Genomic DNA, 19,411 nt, shown 5'->3' with positions numbered 1-19,411 from the left:
CATGACAGATAAAAAAATTATTCTAGCTACAAATAATGCGGGTAAATTAACTGAATTTAAGGCACTATTGGCACCTAAAGGGATTGAAGTGTTAGGTTTAAGTGATCTTGATAAGCATATTGACATTGCTGAAACAGGGACAACTTTTGCAGAGAATGCGCTTATTAAAGCCCAAACAATTGCTGATTTAATGCAAACATATCCAGTTATTGCCGACGATTCAGGTTTAATGGTTAGCGCATTAAATGATGAACCAGGAATCTATTCAGCCCGCTATGCTGGTGATCATGATGATGCGGCTAATATTGAAAAATTACTCGGTAAATTAGGTGCGTTACCGTTTGAAGAACGTAAGGCGCGTTTTCATGCAACTATTGCAGCCGTAAAACCAAATGGGCAACAATTAGTTGTTAGTGGTGAAGTTGATGGTTATATCACTTTTGAAGTACGTGGGATCGGCGGATTTGGCTATGATCCAATTTTCTTTTCTCCTGAATTAGGGAAAACTTTTGGAGAGGCTAGTGCGGAAGAAAAGAATCTGATTAGTCATCGTCGTCGAACCATTGATGCTTTCTTAGCTCAATTTGACGCATGGTGGGTAGCTTAATGGCAAAATACTTATTTATTAGTGATGCCCACGGTGATCGTGATATTTTAACGCAAATTTTTACGGCTAATAAAGACCAAGTTACACAAATATTTTACAATGGTGATTCCGAACTTCCAGCTAATGATGAGGTCTTTGATGATGTTATTACGGTTGCAGGGAATATGGATTTTGATCGTAAGTATGAATTGACTAATCATTATCAAACTAAAGAACAAAGTATTTTTCAAACGCATGGTCATTTATTAGGTGTTAACTACTCATTAACAAAGTTAATTTTAGCGGCAAAAGCAGTAAATGCCCAAATCGTAACATTTGGACATACCCACCAGTTAGGGGTTGAAGTTGCAGATAATATGTTAATTATTAATCCAGGATCAATCAGTCAACCACGAGGGAAATATGCACATTTAGGTGGCACGTATGCAATTGTTACCGTTGATGCAAGTACCTATGATGTTCAATACTATAATCGTGCAATGGTGGCTATCCCAGATTTACATTTTATTTTTAACCTTTCAGAATAAAGCGTCAGTTAAAAACGATCTAATCAAAGAATTGGATCGTTTTTTAATTAATTAACGCAAATAACTATCAAAAAAGATATGGAGGAAAATATGGCCTTAGAAATCCTGTACGGAGAAGCACAATATGATCATCGCCAAGCCCTTTTAGAAATGATTCAGCAACAGTCAGATACCGACGTTGACATGCAGACTTTTTATTTAGTGCCAAACCACATTAAATTTGATGCGGAAGTTGATGTCTTAACCCGCTATGGTGCATTAACGAGCGATAATACGCAAGTGATTGCTGAAAGTCGACTACAAGTTTTCTCAATTTCGCGACTAGTCTGGTATTTTATGGCTAATACGGCCGTCTATCAACGGGATCGTATTAGTAATCCGGGTTTGTTAATGCTTGTTCGCCAAGCGTTAACGCAGGCGGCTGATGAATTGATTTTATTTCAGCGCTTAGGTCAAAAACCGGGCTTCATTGATCAACTCGCTAATCAAATTAGTGAACTACGCCTATCTAAAATTACCGCTCAAGATTTGGCCACACTGTTACCAGCAACGAGTGCGGATTATGAGTTGAATGCTAAAATGCATGACTTAACAATTATTATGCAAGCAGTGGAAACGCAGGTTATTAATAAACTCATTACTAATACCGATTTGTTAAATGTGTTTGCAGATTGGTTAGCTGCCAATGAGTTAACGGGCATGCATTTTTATTTTGAAGGTTTTTCATCATTTACGATTCCTGAACGTCGTGTTTTAGAAATGTTAATTTTAAAAGCCGATGTAACCATCGCAATGGTTACGGATAATTTAAAAATTAATCAGCGCGGCGATTTATTCAAACGAACTAAGGTGTTGATTCAAGAATTAACTAATTTTGCTAAACTACATGGGATTGATGTCCAAAAACAGTTAGTGACGCAAGCACGTAATGTAAGTGCTGGAATCAAAGCTTACGAACGTATCTGGATTGATAGTCATAAAACGGGCCAATTAGTTATTGGTAATCAGGGCGAAAAACAAGCTGCCCAGCAAGCAATCAAAGTGTTTGCTGCTGAATCATTACAAACCGAAGTTGAGCAATTTGCGCGCTTAATTCGCCAAAAGGTCCAGGCAGATCCAAGTTATCGGTATCGTGATTTTTTAATTGTGGCTCGTGATTTAAATCAATATGAAACAATGGTGGCCCCAATTTTTGCACGCTATCAAATTCCGATTTTTACGGATTTGGATTTTGCCATGACCAATCATCCACTAGTCGAATTTATGCGGTCGCTATTAGCACTTGCGAGCACTGATAATTTTCAATATTATCTTTTAATGCGTTTATTAAAGACACAACTATTACGTCCTGCATCGATGGATGAAACGCAATTTCGGCAAGCCTTGGATGTAACCGAAAATTACATCTTGGCCTTTAATCCACGAAGATCAGAATGGGTCGGGGATGAAGATTGGACATTCACTCGTTCCAATGGTAGTGAAGACGATTGGCAATTAGTCTCACCAGATGCTGAAATCAACACTAAAATTAATGTCATTCGGCAGTTTGTAGCCCAAGCACTGACTGATATTCGCCAAGTAGTCCAAAAGGCCCAAACTAATCAAGATGCGGTGATGGCAATCTATCGATGGTTAGAGCAATACGGTGTTGTAAATGTTTTAAAAGAATGGCGCCAAAATGCATTGGGCCAACAAGATTTAGTTCAAGCAAAGCAGCCAGAAGAAGTTTGGCAGATGTTAATCCAGACCTTTGATGAAATTGTCGATTTAATGGGTAATCAGCCGTTTGATATCAAAGTATTTACCGATATTTTAAGTGCGGGCTTTAGTGGGGCTAAATTTGCGGGTATTCCAGCTGCAATTGATAAAGTTCAAATATCTGAAATGGGAATTACACAAAACGATAGTTATCGCGTTGTTATGGTGTTAGGGGCAACCCGCCTTAATTTACCAGCCCAGTTACAAAATCATAGCTTGTTAAATGATCAAGATCGCATCGATTTTGAAAAATATCGTGAGACCTTAGATAAAGACATATACTTGCGTGATACTAGTCGAGAACAAATGGCTGCTGAACCACTATTAGCTTATTTAAGTTGGACGCGTGCTAAAGATAGTTTGATTTTGAGTTATCCAGTTCGCAATATGGATGGTCAGCTTCAAAAAATTTCGCCATATGTGGCCCGGTTGGTAAAAGCCTTTGATTTACCGGTACAAGCTTTAAGTAGTCAACCTAAGTTAGCTGCCGCAGGGCATGATTTACGTCAATTTGTCGGGACAACCCGCTCAACATTAAACCACATTGGTAATATTAAACGGCAAGCCCATAATGAACAACAACCAATCCCGCATGTTTGGCAAGTGCTTGAGCGTTATATTCGTCAGGCAGAACCACTTGCGGATAAAGTCTTAGCAGCTCTTAACTACACGAACCAAAGTGAACAATTATTACCAGAGATTGGCCAACATATTTTTGGTGACACTTTAAATGTCTCGATTTCACAATTAGAAAAATACTACCAAAATCCATTTGCGTACTTTTTAGAGTATGGTTTGAGATTACGGGAACGGCCAATTTTTGAATTAAGTGCTGCTGATACCGGGCAATTTTATCATGCTGTGTTAGATCAAGTGATGAAGCTTTTGATTAAGCAAAATCGCAAGCCTGGTCAAGTGCCAGTCGCTGAATTACAAGCATTAGTCTATCAAGAATCGAGTCAAATTTTAGCTGACCCAACGTTTAAAATTTTAAAAAGTTCGGCGCGCTTACAGTTTATTCAAAAGCAACTGGTCAGTACCTTAGTACAAGTTTTTGGTAATTTAGCGCATGCTAGTAATTTGGACAATAGTCGACCATTTGCAACGGAAGTACCGTTTGGATTACGCCGGGGTCAAAATGATTGGGTCCCACTTGAATTTATGTTGAGTAATGAACATAAAATGCGCGTACGAGGGAAGATTGACCGGGTTGATACCGATATGGTGCAACAAGATTTATTTGTCAATGTGATTGATTATAAGTCTGGTGATAAGAAATTTAATTATCGCGATGCGTACTATGGCTTAGCATTACAATTGTTAACATATCTAAATGTGGTAAAAATTAATGCGGATAAATTTAACCAAGCAATTAATTTAGGGGGGGCCTTATTTGCCCATATTGATGATCCTAAACTTAAATTGAGCGATTTTGGTGGTCAAGTTGATGATGTGTTATCTGCAGCTAGTCTCGATTTAGTACAGGCTAAGCGGACGTTAAGTTTCAAATATAATGGGTTGCTAGTTAAAGATGAAGAATTTTTACGTTCACTTGATGACGAAATTGAAGATGACCGAAAAGCCAAACATTATAATTTTAGTTTTAGTCCGAAAAAGCAATTGAATAAAACAGGGGATTTAATCTTACCTGAAGATTTAGAGTTACTGTTGGCGCACAATATTACTAACTTAAAAACTGCTGGTGAAGCCATCTTAGCGGGGAAATTCCCAATCGAACCAGTTCGTTGGAGTAATCAACAAACCGCCTTACAATATTCACCCTATAAGGCGGTGATGAGTTTTGATGCGCTAATTGACAATAAATATAAGCAATTAAATAGTTTAAAAGCGAGTGATGTATTAGCGCTTTTAGCCAAAGAACAAGAGGAGCGTGGAGATGCCTGAATTTACAGCTAATCAAAAAGCAGCCATTACGCATGCTAATCACAATATTTTAGTTTCAGCCTCAGCTGGTTCGGGTAAAACGACAGTTTTGGTTGAGCGGGTGATTCAAAAATTATTGGCAGCGGAAAATCCCGTGAGTTTAGACCAAATGTTAATCGTAACGTTTACCGATGCGGCTGCAAAAGAAATGCGAGACCGCATTGAAGTTGCTTTGAAAAAAGGGATTGATATAGCGAGTCAAGAACCAGTCGATAACGAGCGGTTACAAGCCCTGCAAGAGCAACTTTTAATATTACCGACTGCTAATATTTCAACCCTCCATGCATTTGCCTTACGGTTGATTGAAAACTATTATCACGTTATTGATCTTGATCCACAATTTCGGCTATTAGCTGATACTGCTGAAGCTGAAATGATGCAAAATGAAGTTTTGGCAGCGTTATTTGAAAATTTATATGCAACTGATGAAGAGTTCCCAACTTTAGTCCAACTTTTTGGTAAAAAAGGGGATGATGGTATGGTTGAAACCGTTTTACGATTATATAATTTTGCCAATGCCCGGGCCGATATGGATACCTGGTTAGATGGCTTAGTTCAGCGGTACCTAATTGACGATAATTATACACAATCCGCATTTTATCAAGCTGATTTACGGCCGTTGATCTTACCTCGTTTAGAACAAGCAAAAGGTAGTTTACAAGATGCGGTAGCTGAAATTGAACCGTATACAGATGATAAAAATGCCAAAAAACGAGCCGATTTTATTGCTGATGAATTAGCACAGTTGATTAATTTACAAGCTAAATTTAACGATAGTACTAGTACATGGGATGAGTTACGTCAAGGTATCCAAGCCCTTGAATGGCGTTCAATTGCTGGGCGGGCTAATAAAGATACTGATGAACTTGTTAAAGCAGCGATGGAAACCGCTAAAGGCTATCGTGAGCAAGCTAAAGAACAACTCCAAACAATTGCGGCAAATTATTTCTTATTAGATGAAAAAAGCTTACTAGCAGTAACGGCTAAGGTTGCCCAAGCTACCCAACAATTAGTTACGATTGTTAAAGAGTTCAATACGCAATTTAGTAATTTTAAGCGTCAAAAACAAGTACTTGATTTTAGTGATCTTGAGCACTTTGCCTTACAAATATTACAAGACCCCGCAACTGCGAAAACGTTACAAGCACGGTATCGGGAAATCATGGTTGATGAATATCAAGATATTAATCCGTTACAAGAAACGTTATTAACGAGCTTGAGTAATGGGCATAATATGTTCATGGTTGGGGATGTTAAACAATCAATCTATGGGTTCCGATTAGCTGACCCGAGTTTATTTATGGCTAAATATCAAGCTTATACCAGTTGGCAAGATGTTAACCAAGCTCCGCCGGCTAATGAACGGATTATTTTGCCAGAAAATTTCCGCTCACATAAAAATGTGACCAGTTTTACGAATATGATTTTTACACAAATCATGAATCAAACGCTAGGTGATTTAGATTATGATGGTAGTGCGAAATTAGTTTATCAAGCGAAAGTATATGAAGAAGTTCCACCAGTTGCTGAATTACTGATCTATTTAGATCAAGATGAGGCTGGCTATGGGGCCCCCGATACGCCTAATAGTGAAATTGCAACTTCAGATGACGATGAAGAATTAAATAATGATAAAGCTAGTGCCCAATTAATGATTATGGCTGATAAAATCAAAAACTTGGTCTTAAATGGTGGCCAACGATTTGATAAAGAAACTCAACAAATGGTCAATATTAATTGGGGTGATATTGCGATTTTAGAACCAACCCGGAAGTTGAATTTAAAATTAGTTGAAATTTTTAAAGCTGCCGGCATTCCGGTAGTTGTCAATGATGCGGATAATTATTTTCAAACGGTTGAAATTAATATCATGTTGAGTTTACTTCAGATTATTGATAATCCGAATCAAGACATCCCCTTAGCGGCCGTTTTACGCTCGCCAATTGTTGGGTTAGGTGAAAATGACTTAGCACGAATTAGAATGCAAGATATGCAAGGAAACTTCTATGTTGCTGTATCTAAGTTTATGCAAGGTTATGCTGATGGAACCTTAATTATTACGGATACCGCAATGGTTACGGTTTATGAGAAGTTGGCAGCTTTTTTTGCCCAGTTCAAAATTTGGCGCCAGTTAGCAACTCAAAATCAACTAGTTGACTTAATATGGCGTATCTATGAAGAAACGGGTTATTTTGAATACGTTGGGGGGATGCCAGCTGGATTACAACGGCAAGCTAATCTACATGCGTTATACGAACGGGCTAAGACATTTGAATCTAGTAGTTATATTGGCTTATTTAGCTTTATTCAATATATTGAGCAGCTCCGTAAAAATGAAAAAGACTTAGCATCTGCTGCTGTGGATACAAGTGAAAATGCAGTTCAAGTAATGACAATTCATGCCTCAAAAGGGCGCGAATTCCCGATTGTATTTCTGCTAGACGCTACCCATCAGTTTAATGTGTTAGACTTAAATAAAGGACTATTAATTGATGACCAAGCAGGGATTGCAATGCCGTATTTAGAACCAACGCAACGCTTGCAAATTGATTTACCACAACAAGCATATATTAAAGATTTAGCTAAAAGACGTTTATGGGCTGAAGAATTACGGGTCCTCTACGTCGCGCTTACCCGAGCAGAACAACAGCTATATTTAGTAGGTGCCTATAATAGTAGTAAACAATTACAAAGTCGTTGGGCGGCTAGCAGCCAGCAAAAGACGTTATTTATTGATGATTTAACACGTTTAGGTGTAAATAATTTTATGGATTTAATCGGGTTAGCTATTTTACGGCATCCTGGTTTTCCAACGGAATTATTTACCGACATAGAAATACAGCCATTACGGGCACTTCAAGATGATCCCAGTCAATTCATAGTTCACACATATGATCGCGCACAAGTATTAGCACTTGATACTACGCAAATGGCAGCACCAAGTTCTGAAAGTACGTCAACTCACCTGGCAGAAATAGATATTGATGATGTGAATGCGGTGGCCAAGGCCCAAGCGATTATGGCCTATAAATATCCACATCAAGTTGCGACACAAACAACCGCATATCAAAGTGTTAGCGAAGTTAAACGCGTTTTTGAGGATCCCGATAATTCAGCAGGTGTCCAAATTAAGTTAACAACTAATGGACTTGCGCAAGCCAATCGATTGGTTGATGAAAATTTTGCTACACCTAAATTTCTCGATGGTGGTACTAAGCCGGCTAGTATGGCAATTGGTTCGGCAACGCACTTAGTTTTACAAACACTAGCGTTACAAGAGCCACTTAATCATGACACAATTTTAAATTGTATCAATACATTAGTATTGCAAGGGGCGTTGACTGAAGATGTGGCGGCACAAATTAATGTTAATGCGCTCAGTCAATTATTTAACACCCCGTTTGGTAAAATACTAGTACAATCAGCTGATGTAGTTAAACGTGAACAACCATTTAGTATGTTGATGCATGCGCGCGATCTTTATCATGGTTATACGGGAGGTGACGAACGGGTATTGATTCACGGTATTATGGATGGTTATCTTGTCACAAATGATAACCAATTAATACTGTTTGATTATAAGACCGATTTTGTAGCAGCCAATCAAGCTGATGTTTTGGTTGAACGCTATCAAGGGCAACTTAACTTGTATGCAGTTGCTTTGGAAAAAATTATGAAACGACCAGTTGATAAAAAATACATCATTTCATTAGCGCTTGGGCAAGCAATTGAGGTTTAATAAGGATGGGTAGTTTAAATCTGTGATTTAAAAGTTACCAATATGTGTCAGGCTATGTTTTTTACATTAAGAGGGAAAAAGCGGCGATAAACACAAATTATTAACTTGAATTGGAGGATTTAAAGATGGCTTTAAAAGGACATAAAGTTGTAGTTGTTGGTGATGGTGCCGTGGGGTCAGCCTACGCATTTGCGATGGTCCAACAAGAATTAGCCGAAGAATTAGTTATTATTGATGTTTTCAAAGATAAGACTGAAGGGGATGCTTTGGACTTGGAAGATGCAACTGCATTTACAGCACCCAAAAAGATTTACAGTGGTGATTATGCCGATGCTCACGATGCTGAATTAGTCGTTATAACAGCAGGTGCGCCCCAAAAGCCGGGTGAAACACGGTTACAACTAGTCGATAAAAATCTCAAAATTATGAAATCAATTATTGAACCACTGATGGCATCAGGGTTTAATGGGATTATTGTTGTGGCGGCCAATCCGGTTGATATAATGACGTATGCAGCTCAAAAATTCTCAGGATTACCTAAAACGCGAGTGTTTGGATCGGGGACGTCATTAGATACATCTCGGTTACGTGTCGCCTTAGGGAAACAATTTAAGGTTGATCCCCGTTCAGTTGATGCGTATATTCTAGGGGAACATGGTGATTCAGAATTTGCAAACTATGATGAAGCGGTCATTGGCGGACGGCCATTGAAAGCCTTTGCTAGTGATGCCAAGCTAACGGATGCAGATCTTGAAAAAATCTTGTATCAAACGGCGCACAAGGCGTATGAAATTATTAACCGGAAGGGCGCAACTTATTATGGAATTGCGACTTCGCTAGTGCGGATTAGTCGAGCTATTTTACGGGATGAACATGCGGTGTTGCCAGTTGGTGCTTATCTAGATGGGGCCTATGGATTAGATGATATTTATATTGGAACGCCAGCCGTGATTGATGCGCAAGGAGTTGCAAAGGTAATTGAAATACCATTATCACCCACCGAAAATGAACGCATGCAAGCGTCTGCCAAAACATTAAAAGAGATTACCAACGATGCGTTTGCGAAGTTGTAACTTATTATCAAAAAATTTACAGCTTAATGTACTAAAATAAATTCAATTATATGAATTAATGAGTTAGAATAAGCTTATCCAAAAGAATTCTATTGCAAAGCGTACGTTGTAGGCTTCTTCGGATTATTTACACAATCAAAAAGCCCTAGACTTGAGCAATCTAGGGCTTTTTTGTGTAGCATAACTGATATTTAAGTTAGTTAACGCTAACGTTAAGGATTTCAACATCCATGCTAGCACCATTTGGAAGTGGTACGCTAACTTTGTCACCAATTTTGTGACCATCAAGGGCCTTGGCGATTGGTGATTCGTTAGAGATCTTACCACTCAAAGGATCGGCTTCAACGGCACCAACGATTGAGTAAGTTTCAGGTTCTTCATCTGGAAGTTCCTTGAAAGTTACGTTTTTACCAATTGAAACTTCATCAGATGCAATGGCATCACTGTCAATAATAACAGAGTATTGCAACATGTTTTGTAAGGTCTTAATGCGACCTTCAACAAAGGCTTGTTCATCCTTTGCTGATTGGTATTCTGAGTTTTCAGATAAATCCCCGAATGAACGAGCAATTTGAATCCGTTTTGTAATTTCACCACGCTTGTTGGTGATCATATCATTTAATTCTGCTTCAAGCTTTTCCTTACCATCAAGGGTCATTGGAAATTGTTTGTCTTCAGCCATGAGTTCACGTCCTTTTTATAAATATAGCAAGATTAATGTAGCACGCAAACGGCATTGTGACAAGTACCTTTTCTTGTTTTGGGCTAATTAAAGTAATAATTAAATATATTGAGAAGGTTAAGCTAATGAGCTAGATTAACTATTTTTCTAAAAATGAGAATGTGCTATACTGACATCAGAGAGATTGCAGGATATGTTAACGAAAGCAGGCCGGATAAATGCAATTAACGATTACAGATCAAGCAAGTAAATGGTTCCAAAGTGAAATGGGATTAGTCCCAGGTAATGGGGTGCGTTTCTACGGGAAGACCTATGGGGCAACTAATGTTCATAAAGGTTTTTCAGTAGCAATGGCTCGCGATGATACGCCTAATAATCCCGTTATTTTGATTGAAAAAGATGGTGTTAACTATTATGTTAATGAACGTGATGAGTGGCTGTTTAGCGACTATCATTTAACTGTAAACGTTAATGATGATGAAGTTGGCCCGGAGTATAACTTTAGTTAATTATCGATGTAATCACAACAAAAATGTTGAATCAATGAGGAGAACTAGATGAATTTAGATGAATATTTAGCAATGCAAGCGGAAATGAATCCCAATTACGAAGCTGAACTCAAATTGGTCCAAGAAAAACATGCAATTTATACAGAAGCAACTAAGCGGCCACGGGCCCGGAAGCGTTTATTAATTAAGCTTTTGGATGCGGAAATTGTTCGAGAAAGTAAAAAATAAACTGAGCACGTTTGATTGTGCATAAATGGAGGAATTTAATGGTTTTTGCAGCAGCTGATGATCGATACGAAAAACTCCCATACCGTCGTGTGGCAGATACAGGAATGATTTTACCAACATTATCTTTTGGATTATGGCGTAACTTAGGGGATGAAAAACCTTTAAGTAATTCACGTGAAGTGATTTTAAAAGCTTTTGATAATGGAATTTTTTCATTTGATAATGCATCAAACTACGGCCCATCTGCTGGTAGTGCGGAAGAGACATTTGGGGCCGTTTTTGAAAAAGACCTTAAACCATACCGAAATGAATTGGTAATTACAACCAAAGCAGGTTTTCATATGTGGCCTGGTCCGTTTGGTGAATTTACTTCAAAAAAGACGATGGTTCAAGCATTAGACTTATCATTGCAACGGATGCACCTTGATTATGTTGATATTTTTTATGCTCACCGTTTTGATCCAGAAACTAACGTGCGTGAAGTTGCTGAAAGCATGGACTTATTAGTTCGACAAGGTAAGGCCTTGTATGTTGGGGTATCAAACTACACAACGGCTCAATTTAACGCAATTGCTGAAATTTTTGAAGAACTTGGTACACCATTTGTTGGGAATCAAGTATCTTATAACATGTTAAATCGTGAAATTGAAGATGATGGTTTATTAGAAGCAGCTGCTAAACACCGGGCGGGAGTAATTGCCTATGGTCCATTAGCGGAAGGACTATTAACTGATCGCTACTTGGATGGTATTCCTGCAGATATGCCATTACACTGGTCAAATAAATTAATGCTTGATCAAGGCCCCGAGCAAGTCGTTGCTAAGTTGAATGCGTTGAACAATTTAGCTAAAGAACGTGGCCAACAGTTATCACAACTTGCATTAGCATGGTTACTTAAAGATGAACGAGTTCCATCAGTGATTATCGGTGCATCAAGCGTAAATCATTTGTTGGATAATGTACGTTTTAGTGACAATATGACATTGTCTGATAGCGAAATTAAAATAATTGATGATATTTTATCTGGAAAATAATTAAAAAGTGGCCTTGGGCTGCTTTTTTGTTTTCTAGCCAGGTATAGGACTTAGAGAAAAGGGTTACGACGTGAGTTTAAATAAACAAGAATTATTTGTTAAGTTATTAGAACAAATTAACTTAGCTAACAGCGATCAAACGGTTTATCAGGACGCGCAAATTGACAGTGTAGTAGTGCATGAAATTTCAGAAGTATGGGAATTTAATTTTGCAACACAAAATCTATGGTCATTACCAGTTTTGACGCAATTTGCCATTAATTTACAAACGGCTTTTAACAAAATTGCTAAAGTTAAGTGGAATTTTATTTTAGCCAATCCAAATCAACAGCCCCATGAAGTGGTCATGGAATACTGGCCATTTGTGGCGCAATTTGCCGAATTATCAGGTGGGATGCAACAGATGATTGTTGATGCGGGGGTAGTTGATCAAGGCCGTAAACTACAACTAAAAGTTCAAAATCAAATTGCGGCGAGTTACTTTAACCAAACTGGCCTTGCCGCTATTAGTGATGCTTATCGGCGATTAGGTATCAATGGTGTAGCTTTTGAGGTTTTAGTTGATGCCGAATTAAATGAAGCAACAACTCAACAATTACGGGAAGCCCAAATCCAAAAAGAACGTGAAATTACCCAACAGGCCCAAGCTAAAATGGAAGCAGCCGGACAAAATGGGGATGTTAAATTATCCTTAGGTCGGCGGATTGCTGATGATGCTGAAATTACTCGCATGATTGATATTAATCAAGAAGAACGTTCAGTCGTTATCGAAGGTTATATTTTTGATTCTGAGGTTCGTGTTTTACGGTCAGAACGTCAATTACTATCACTTAAATTAACAGACTATTCAAGTTCATATATTGCTAAAAAATTCTCGCGCGACGATGAAGATACTAAATTCTTTGAGAATATTAAACCGGGGATGTGGGTTCGTATTCGGGGATCAGTTCAAGAAGATACGTATCAACATGATTTAGTAATCAATATTTATGATATTCAAGTTGTTGAACACGAAAATCGGCAAGATACAGCCCTAGCGGATGAAAAGCGCGTTGAATTACACGTGCATTCAAACATGTCGGCAATGGATGCGACTAATAATATTGGTGATTTAGTTAAGCAAGCTAGTAAATGGGGCCACCGGGCAATTGCAGTCACTGATACAACTGGTGTTCAAGCCTTTCCGGATGCGTTTGCTGCAGCAAAGAAAAATGACATCAAAATGTTATACGGGGTGGAAGCTAACTTGGTTAGTGACGGGGCTGAAATTGGGATTAATCCAAAACATGTTCCTTTAGACGCCGCCGATACTGAATATGTAATCTTTGACGTGGAAACAACGGGGCTTTCAGCAATTTATGATAAAGTAATTGAATTATCAGCTGTTAAAATGGTTAAAGGTAACGTGATTGCGGAGTTTGAAGAGTTTATTGATCCTGGTTTTCACTTGTCCGAAACGACAACTAATTTAACGTCAATTACCGACTCGATGGTTCAAGGTTCGAAATCAGAAGAACAAGTTTTCAGTGAGTTTCGTGAATTTTATGGTGATGCCATCTTAGTTGGTCATAACGTAACGTTTGATTTGGGCTTTATGAACACCGGCTATGATCGGCATGGCATGGGACCTATTACTAACCCCGTGATTGATACGTTAACGTTAGCCCGGTTTTTATATCCAGATTTAAAGAGCTATCGGTTGAATACTTTGGCTAAAAAATTCGGTGTGAATCTTGAACACCACCACCGAGCTATTTTTGACTCGGAAACAACCGGTAAGTTAAATATGCTCTTCTTAAAAGATGCCAAAGAACAATATGATATTACGTTCCATGATCAATTAAATGAGCATATGACGGATAATGATTCTTGGAAGCATGCCCGGCCAAACCATGTTTCGATTTTGGCGAAGACCCAAGCTGGGCTTAAAAATATGTTCAAGTTGATTTCGACATCTAATATTAGTTATTTTTATCGAGTACCACGGATTCCACATTCACTATTAAATCAATATCGTGAAGGGTTACTAATTGGAACCGGTGATAATACGGGTGAAGTCTTTGAAGCAATTATGCAAAAAGGGATGCCACGTGCTAAAGAATTAGCGCGGTACTATGATTATATCGAAGTGCAACCTAAGGCAGCGTATGCGCCATTAATTGAAAGTGAACTAATTGCCGATGAAGCCAAGCTGGAAGATATCTTGACTAATTTAGTCCAAATTGGTCACGAACTAAATATTCCAGTTGTTGCTACTGGGGATGTTCACTACTTAAATCCTGAAGACCGAGTGTATCGGGATGTTATTGTTAAATCACAAGGTGGGGCTAATCCGCTTAATCGGACAACTTTACCAGATTTATACTTTAAAACGACGGATGAATTATTAGCTGAATTTAGCTTCTTAGGTCCAGAAGTTGCCCATGAGATTGTCGTTGAAGCACCCAATGCATTAGCTGATATGATTGAGGATATTAAACCGTTAAAAGATCAACTCTATACCCCTAACATGCCGGGAGCGGATGAAGAGATTGAACGCCGAACATATGAAACAGCTTGGGATTTATATGGTAAACCCTTACCAGATGTTGTCCAAAAGCAAATTGATAAAGAATTAAAATCAATTATTTCTAATGGATTCTCCGTAATTTATTTGATTTCCCAACGGTTAGTTGCAAAGTCAAATAAAGATGGGTACTTAGTCGGTTCTCGGGGGTCGGTTGGCTCTTCAGTTGTAGCGACCTTCATTGGGATTACAGAAGTTAATCCATTACCACCACACTATCGGTGTACCGAATGTAAATATAGTGAATTCTTTACAAAAGGGGAATATGAATCGGGTTTTGATTTACCAGATAAAGATTGCCCTAACTGTCATATTCGCATGGTTGGAGATGGTCAAAATATTCCGTTTGAAACGTTCTTGGGATTCAAAGGGAATAAGGTCCCCGATATTGATTTGAATTTCTCAGGAGATTACCAACCAATTGCCCATAACTTTACTAAGGTTATGTTTGGTGAGAATAATGTTTTCCGAGCGGGAACAATTGGAACAATTGCTGATAAAACCGCCTTTGGATACGTTAAAGCTTTTGAGCGGGAAACGGAAACGCAATTACGTTCTGCAGAGGTTGAACGGCTTGCTAAAGGAGCGACTGGCGTTAAGCGAACAACCGGCCAACACCCCGCCGGAATTCTAGTTGTGCCCGATTATATGGATATTTATGATTTTACGCCAATTCAATTTCCAGCCGATGATATTAATGCAACGTGGAAAACGACGCACTTTGATTTCCACTCAATTCACGATAATATTTTAAAAATTGATATTTTGGGACATGATGATCCAACGATGATTCGGACGTTACAAGATATGTCTGGGATTGATCCGCATACTATTCCAATGGATGATCCAGGCGTGATGAGCTTATTTTCTGGGACAACTGCTCTAGGGGTGACTCCCGATGCGATTTATTCGAAAACTGGAACCCTTGGAATACCTGAATTTGGAACTCGCTTTGTCCGGGGGATGTTGGAACAAACGCATCCCCAAAATTACTCTGAATTACTCCAAATCTCAGGATTATCACACGGAACAGACGTGTGGTTAGGGAATGCTGATGAATTGATTAAAGACGGGACGGCAACGATCGCCAATGTTATTGGGACTCGTGATAAGATCATGACCGATTTAATCAATTACGGGATGGAATCGGAATCAGCCTTCCAAATTATGGAAAAAGTTCGTAAGGGTAAGGGAATTAGTGATGAATACCAAGCGGAAATGCGTGCAGCTGGTGTGCCAGAATGGTATATTGATTCATGTTTAAAGATTAAATATATGTTCCCACGGGCCCACGCAGCGGCATACGTTTTGATGGCGTTACGTGTAGCTTACTTTAAAGTTTATTTCCCAACGCTTTACTATAGTGCGTACTTCTCTGTTCGAGCGGATAGCTTTGATGTTGTCGCTATGGCGAATGGTAAAGATAGCGTTAAAGCGGCTATTAACGAACTTTACAAGTTAGGTAACGATGTAACAGCTAAAGACAAAGAAACGCTGACCGTATTGGAATTAGCCAATGAAGCTCTTGAACGTGGTTTGAAGTTTAAGATGGTTGATTTAGAGAAATCAGATGCTTTAGATTGGTTAATTGATGGGGATACTTTGATTGCCCCATTCAATGCCTTACCAGGTCTTGGTGATAACGTCGCTAAGCAAATTATTGCGGCTCGAGCCGACCAAGAATTTATTTCAAAAGAAGACTTAAAATTACGAGGGAAAGTGTCATCAACGTTAATTGAGTTTATGACGACACACCACGTTTTAGATGGGCTTCCTGATGAGAACCAATTATCATTATTTGATTTCTAAATTAAAATCCGCTGTGACGGTAATCAAATAATAGTAAGCAATCTACTAAAAAGCCTCCTTGAAGAATTTTTCTTCAAGGAGGCTTTTGATGTATTTTGGTAATGAATTACTCCGACAACTTAGTTATGGCAGGCGCTTTTTAATTACGTAGCTGCTGTGAGCGTTTGAACATTATATAAAACAGCGAAACTAATAAGGCCAGCCCACTAATAAGGCTACCTAGGAGCAGAAATGGTGGCGTATATTTAAGCGTAACTGTATGGTGACCCTTAGTCACGGGAACGGCGATGAACATATTTGCGATGGTTTTGGTTTTAATACTTTGGCCATCAACGGTGGCGTGCCATCCAGGGACTTGTGGAATCGTGGTCATTAGTAATTGCTTGCTTTCTGGAATGGTGATGTCGCCTCTAATATTCCGTTGGCTGAAGTGCTTAATTTGCCATGAGTGTGCTTGAAGTTGCTTAGTTTGTGCTTGTAATAATGGCGCATTAAGTTCATACAAGCCAACTTGTTGGAGCCATAAGGTTGATTTCTTTAAAGTGAAAACTAATGTTTGTGGCTGATCTTTGGCCATATTAGTTAAATTAAGCACGATTGGTGCTTTAAAAGCATCGTTGGTGTGTAAAATACGGCCGTTTAAGGTAATTGTCACGACATCTGGTGTTAAGTTAGCCCCCAATGTTAAATAATAAGGATTATCATCTTGGGGCGTAAAAGTAGCCGATAATGTCGTTGGTTTAACTAAATTTTTAGGTGTTAAGAACGCCCCATTAATATTTTGAGGTCGATTAGTATTGGTTGTGGTGAAGTTTGAGAATGGTATCGGGGTGAACAATGTTTGCTTTGGTTGCCCAATTAGATTATTCCAGAGATTCGTTTGATTAACCAATGGATTATCATTTTTTAATGCTACATTTAATGCACTTGGATTAACCGCAAAGCCAAGTGGTAAGGCGCCTGGGTTTTGGTAAATAGTTACATCAGGAGTTTCCGCATGGAACAGGTCGCTGATTAAATCTGGCCGTTGCGTATTTTGCATCCGTGCTGGTGCTCCTGGTGCCGTCGCAAAATGCGCTGATGCATCTAAGAAATATTTGAAACCAAGTAGATTATCGGTAACTTTTGTACCGTTATAATAAGTCGCATAATTATCGCCGTTAGGATTTCCAATTAGCCCCATAAAATCACTGGTCTTTTTTGAAAAAGATGAGCTAAATGCAGAGCCACCAAAATAATCTTGCATAAATGGATCACCTTTAGTACGTGAATACGTTTGGCCAACACGGAAGAAATGTGTGCTGGTATTTGGTATGGTAGATAGAGCTGCATGGGTAGCGTTAATTTGGTTTTGATATTCGGTTTTAGTCAAATAGCTAAAGTTATTGAGACACCAGATTGCATTAGTGCTTACTTCCGTAATTGTTAATAATAAAACCAGCCATGACCATATTTTAATGCGAGGGCTTAATAATAGGACTAACGCTAAGAGGGCAAAGGCAGTACCTACTAATAATTGTGGCCAGGTCATAAAATTAGTTTTACTAAAGGTAACTGCAACAATTACAAAGACAATGCCCAAACTACTAATTAAAGCAATAAATGGTTTAATTTTTAACGGTTGGCGGGCATCGATACTAGTACTTGCTAACCAAAGGAGCCAAAATGACCAAAGAAAGCTAAAGCGATAAGGATACCAGACGGGAAATTGTAAACCGTGCCAGAATAAATCCAAAGGAGCAATAAACATTGAACAAAATATAAATACTGTTACTAGGCCCGCAATTAAACGATTTTGCCAGCGGATATTGGTGTTGATGAAATATAAAATAGCACCAAAGGCCCCAATACTAGCGATAAAAATATTCGGCTGCCCACTAGGCATTTGTGCAAAGTTAAAGCTTCCAATAAACAGCTTACTAAAGAAAAATAGGGGATTGTATTCAATCCAATGGCCAATGTTGGTAGTGTTATATTGGCCTTTTCCTTGGGTTAATTGAAAAAAAGTTGGTAATAAACTAATTGCTGCTAGAGCAACACTTAAGAGGGAACCTGTGGCAAAGCGGATGAATGCTTGTCGGATTTGCCGCCATGAAAAATGGTTTTGTGAAATTGTCCAAAACCAGTATAAAATCAGGAAGAGGGCAATCATATAGGCCATATAGTAGTTGATTACTAACATGAGGGTAAAGGTAATCACATAGTAACGATATTTTCCCGTAGTTAACAAAGTTTCAAGGCCATAGATAATTAATGGTAATAAAATTAAAGCATCTAACCAAAGTAAATTTAGTTGGTAAGCTATCATCCACCCCATAAAGGCATACATTAAGCCGAAACTTGTGGCCAGCCAACCAGTTTGCCGCTGCGTTTTAATCAAAACACAGGTCATGGCAACACTGGCAAGTCCGTATTTTAAGAGCGTTAAGATGAGGATGCCAGTAGGTAGTAACGCGGGTGGGAAAAACAATAAAAGTAAGTTGAGGGGACTCATTAAATAGTATGTCCAAATACCTAACATATCACCACCAAGGGCGTTGCTAAAAGAATAGAGGAAAGTTGCCGGATGATGAAGCAATGTATTACGCATTATGGCAAACATATCGACATACTGTTGGCCTAAATCAACCGTTAAAATTGTTGATTTACCAAATGGCATCATATGCCTAGTTGCAAAATAAGAACCCATGATAATAATTGGTAGCCCAAAAGCTAACCACAATGGTAAACTTTTGTCATTAAAATATTTTTTCATATTATAAATTAACGTTCCTTTTTTGGTTTTAAGTTAAGATAACTTTACCATAAAAAATTAAAACAACGTATAAGAGCATAACTGAATTCAATTCAGTATGTTACAATAAATAACGTTAAATGTTATCAGGTAGTGATTTGATATCAGGTATAAGAAAAATAAAAATTGAAAATTGTACAG

The 19,411-nt window shown here is 38.4% G+C and carries 11 protein-coding genes; 9 read left to right on the top strand and 2 right to left on the bottom strand.

Annotated features, from left to right (window positions below; all coding sequences use genetic code 11):
- The first annotated feature begins 1 nt into the window (after position 1).
- From LQZ75_RS06825 to LQZ75_RS06805, 5 genes are all read left to right on the top strand, one after another.
- Positions 2–607 carry an XTP/dITP diphosphatase gene (locus tag LQZ75_RS06825; protein ID WP_230097090.1) on the top strand — a complete coding sequence of 202 codons (606 nt, stop codon included), beginning with the start codon at positions 2–4 and terminating at the stop codon, positions 605–607.
- The gene (locus LQZ75_RS06820) at positions 607–1,134 is read left to right on the top strand and encodes a YfcE family phosphodiesterase (RefSeq protein ID WP_230097089.1); all 528 of its coding nucleotides are present in this window, start codon (positions 607–609) and stop codon (positions 1,132–1,134) included. The genes LQZ75_RS06825 and LQZ75_RS06820 overlap by 1 nt, the downstream gene beginning before the upstream one ends.
- 90 nt (positions 1,135–1,224) lie before the next feature.
- Positions 1,225–4,797: a PD-(D/E)XK nuclease family protein gene (locus LQZ75_RS06815; protein ID WP_230097088.1), complete on the top strand. Its 3,573-nt coding sequence runs from the start codon at positions 1,225–1,227 to the stop codon at positions 4,795–4,797.
- Positions 4,790–8,575 (top strand): helicase-exonuclease AddAB subunit AddA, encoded by a 3,786-nt coding sequence (gene addA, locus LQZ75_RS06810; RefSeq protein WP_230097087.1) that lies wholly within the window; start codon positions 4,790–4,792, stop codon positions 8,573–8,575. Before LQZ75_RS06815 ends, addA begins: the two co-directional genes overlap by 8 nt.
- A 125-nt stretch (positions 8,576–8,700) precedes the next feature.
- A complete protein-coding gene (locus LQZ75_RS06805) occupies positions 8,701–9,648 on the top strand; it encodes an L-lactate dehydrogenase (RefSeq protein ID WP_230097086.1) in 948 nt (315 codons plus the stop codon).
- Positions 9,649–9,844: 196 nt separating this feature from the next.
- Here the strand turns inward: LQZ75_RS06805 and greA are convergent, their stop codons facing one another.
- Positions 9,845–10,330 (bottom strand): transcription elongation factor GreA, encoded by a 486-nt coding sequence (greA, locus tag LQZ75_RS06800; protein ID WP_230097085.1) that lies wholly within the window; start codon positions 10,328–10,330, stop codon positions 9,845–9,847.
- 218 nt (positions 10,331–10,548) lie between these two features.
- Between greA and LQZ75_RS06795 the strand changes: the two genes are divergently transcribed.
- The 4 genes from LQZ75_RS06795 to LQZ75_RS06780 all read left to right on the top strand — a co-directional run bounded on the left by LQZ75_RS06795 (position 10,549) and on the right by LQZ75_RS06780 (position 16,476).
- Entirely contained in the window at positions 10,549–10,839 is a 291-nt protein-coding gene (locus LQZ75_RS06795) for a HesB/YadR/YfhF family protein (protein WP_230097084.1), read from the top strand.
- Between the two features lie 48 nt (positions 10,840–10,887).
- Positions 10,888–11,067, top strand: coding sequence for a hypothetical protein (locus LQZ75_RS06790; RefSeq protein WP_230097083.1), 180 nt, complete (start codon positions 10,888–10,890; stop codon positions 11,065–11,067).
- Between the two features lie 38 nt (positions 11,068–11,105).
- Positions 11,106–12,101 carry an aldo/keto reductase gene (locus LQZ75_RS06785; RefSeq protein WP_230097082.1) on the top strand — a complete coding sequence of 332 codons (996 nt, stop codon included), beginning with the start codon at positions 11,106–11,108 and terminating at the stop codon, positions 12,099–12,101.
- A 70-nt stretch (positions 12,102–12,171) separates the two neighbouring features.
- On the top strand, positions 12,172–16,476 hold the full coding sequence (locus LQZ75_RS06780) for a PolC-type DNA polymerase III (protein WP_230097081.1): 4,305 nt from the start codon (positions 12,172–12,174) through the stop codon (positions 16,474–16,476).
- 139 nt (positions 16,477–16,615) lie between these two features.
- Here LQZ75_RS06780 and LQZ75_RS06775 read toward each other — a convergent pair whose 3' ends face one another.
- On the bottom strand, positions 16,616–19,231 hold the full coding sequence (locus tag LQZ75_RS06775; RefSeq protein WP_230097080.1) for a YfhO family protein: 2,616 nt from the start codon (positions 19,229–19,231) through the stop codon (positions 16,616–16,618).
- Positions 19,232–19,411 lie beyond the last annotated feature (180 nt).

This window comes from Periweissella fabaria (genome assembly GCF_918814575.1).
GTDB classification, from domain to species: Bacteria; Bacillota; Bacilli; order Lactobacillales; family Lactobacillaceae; genus Periweissella; species Periweissella fabaria.
This window is presented reverse-complemented; position numbering and strand designations above follow the sequence as displayed.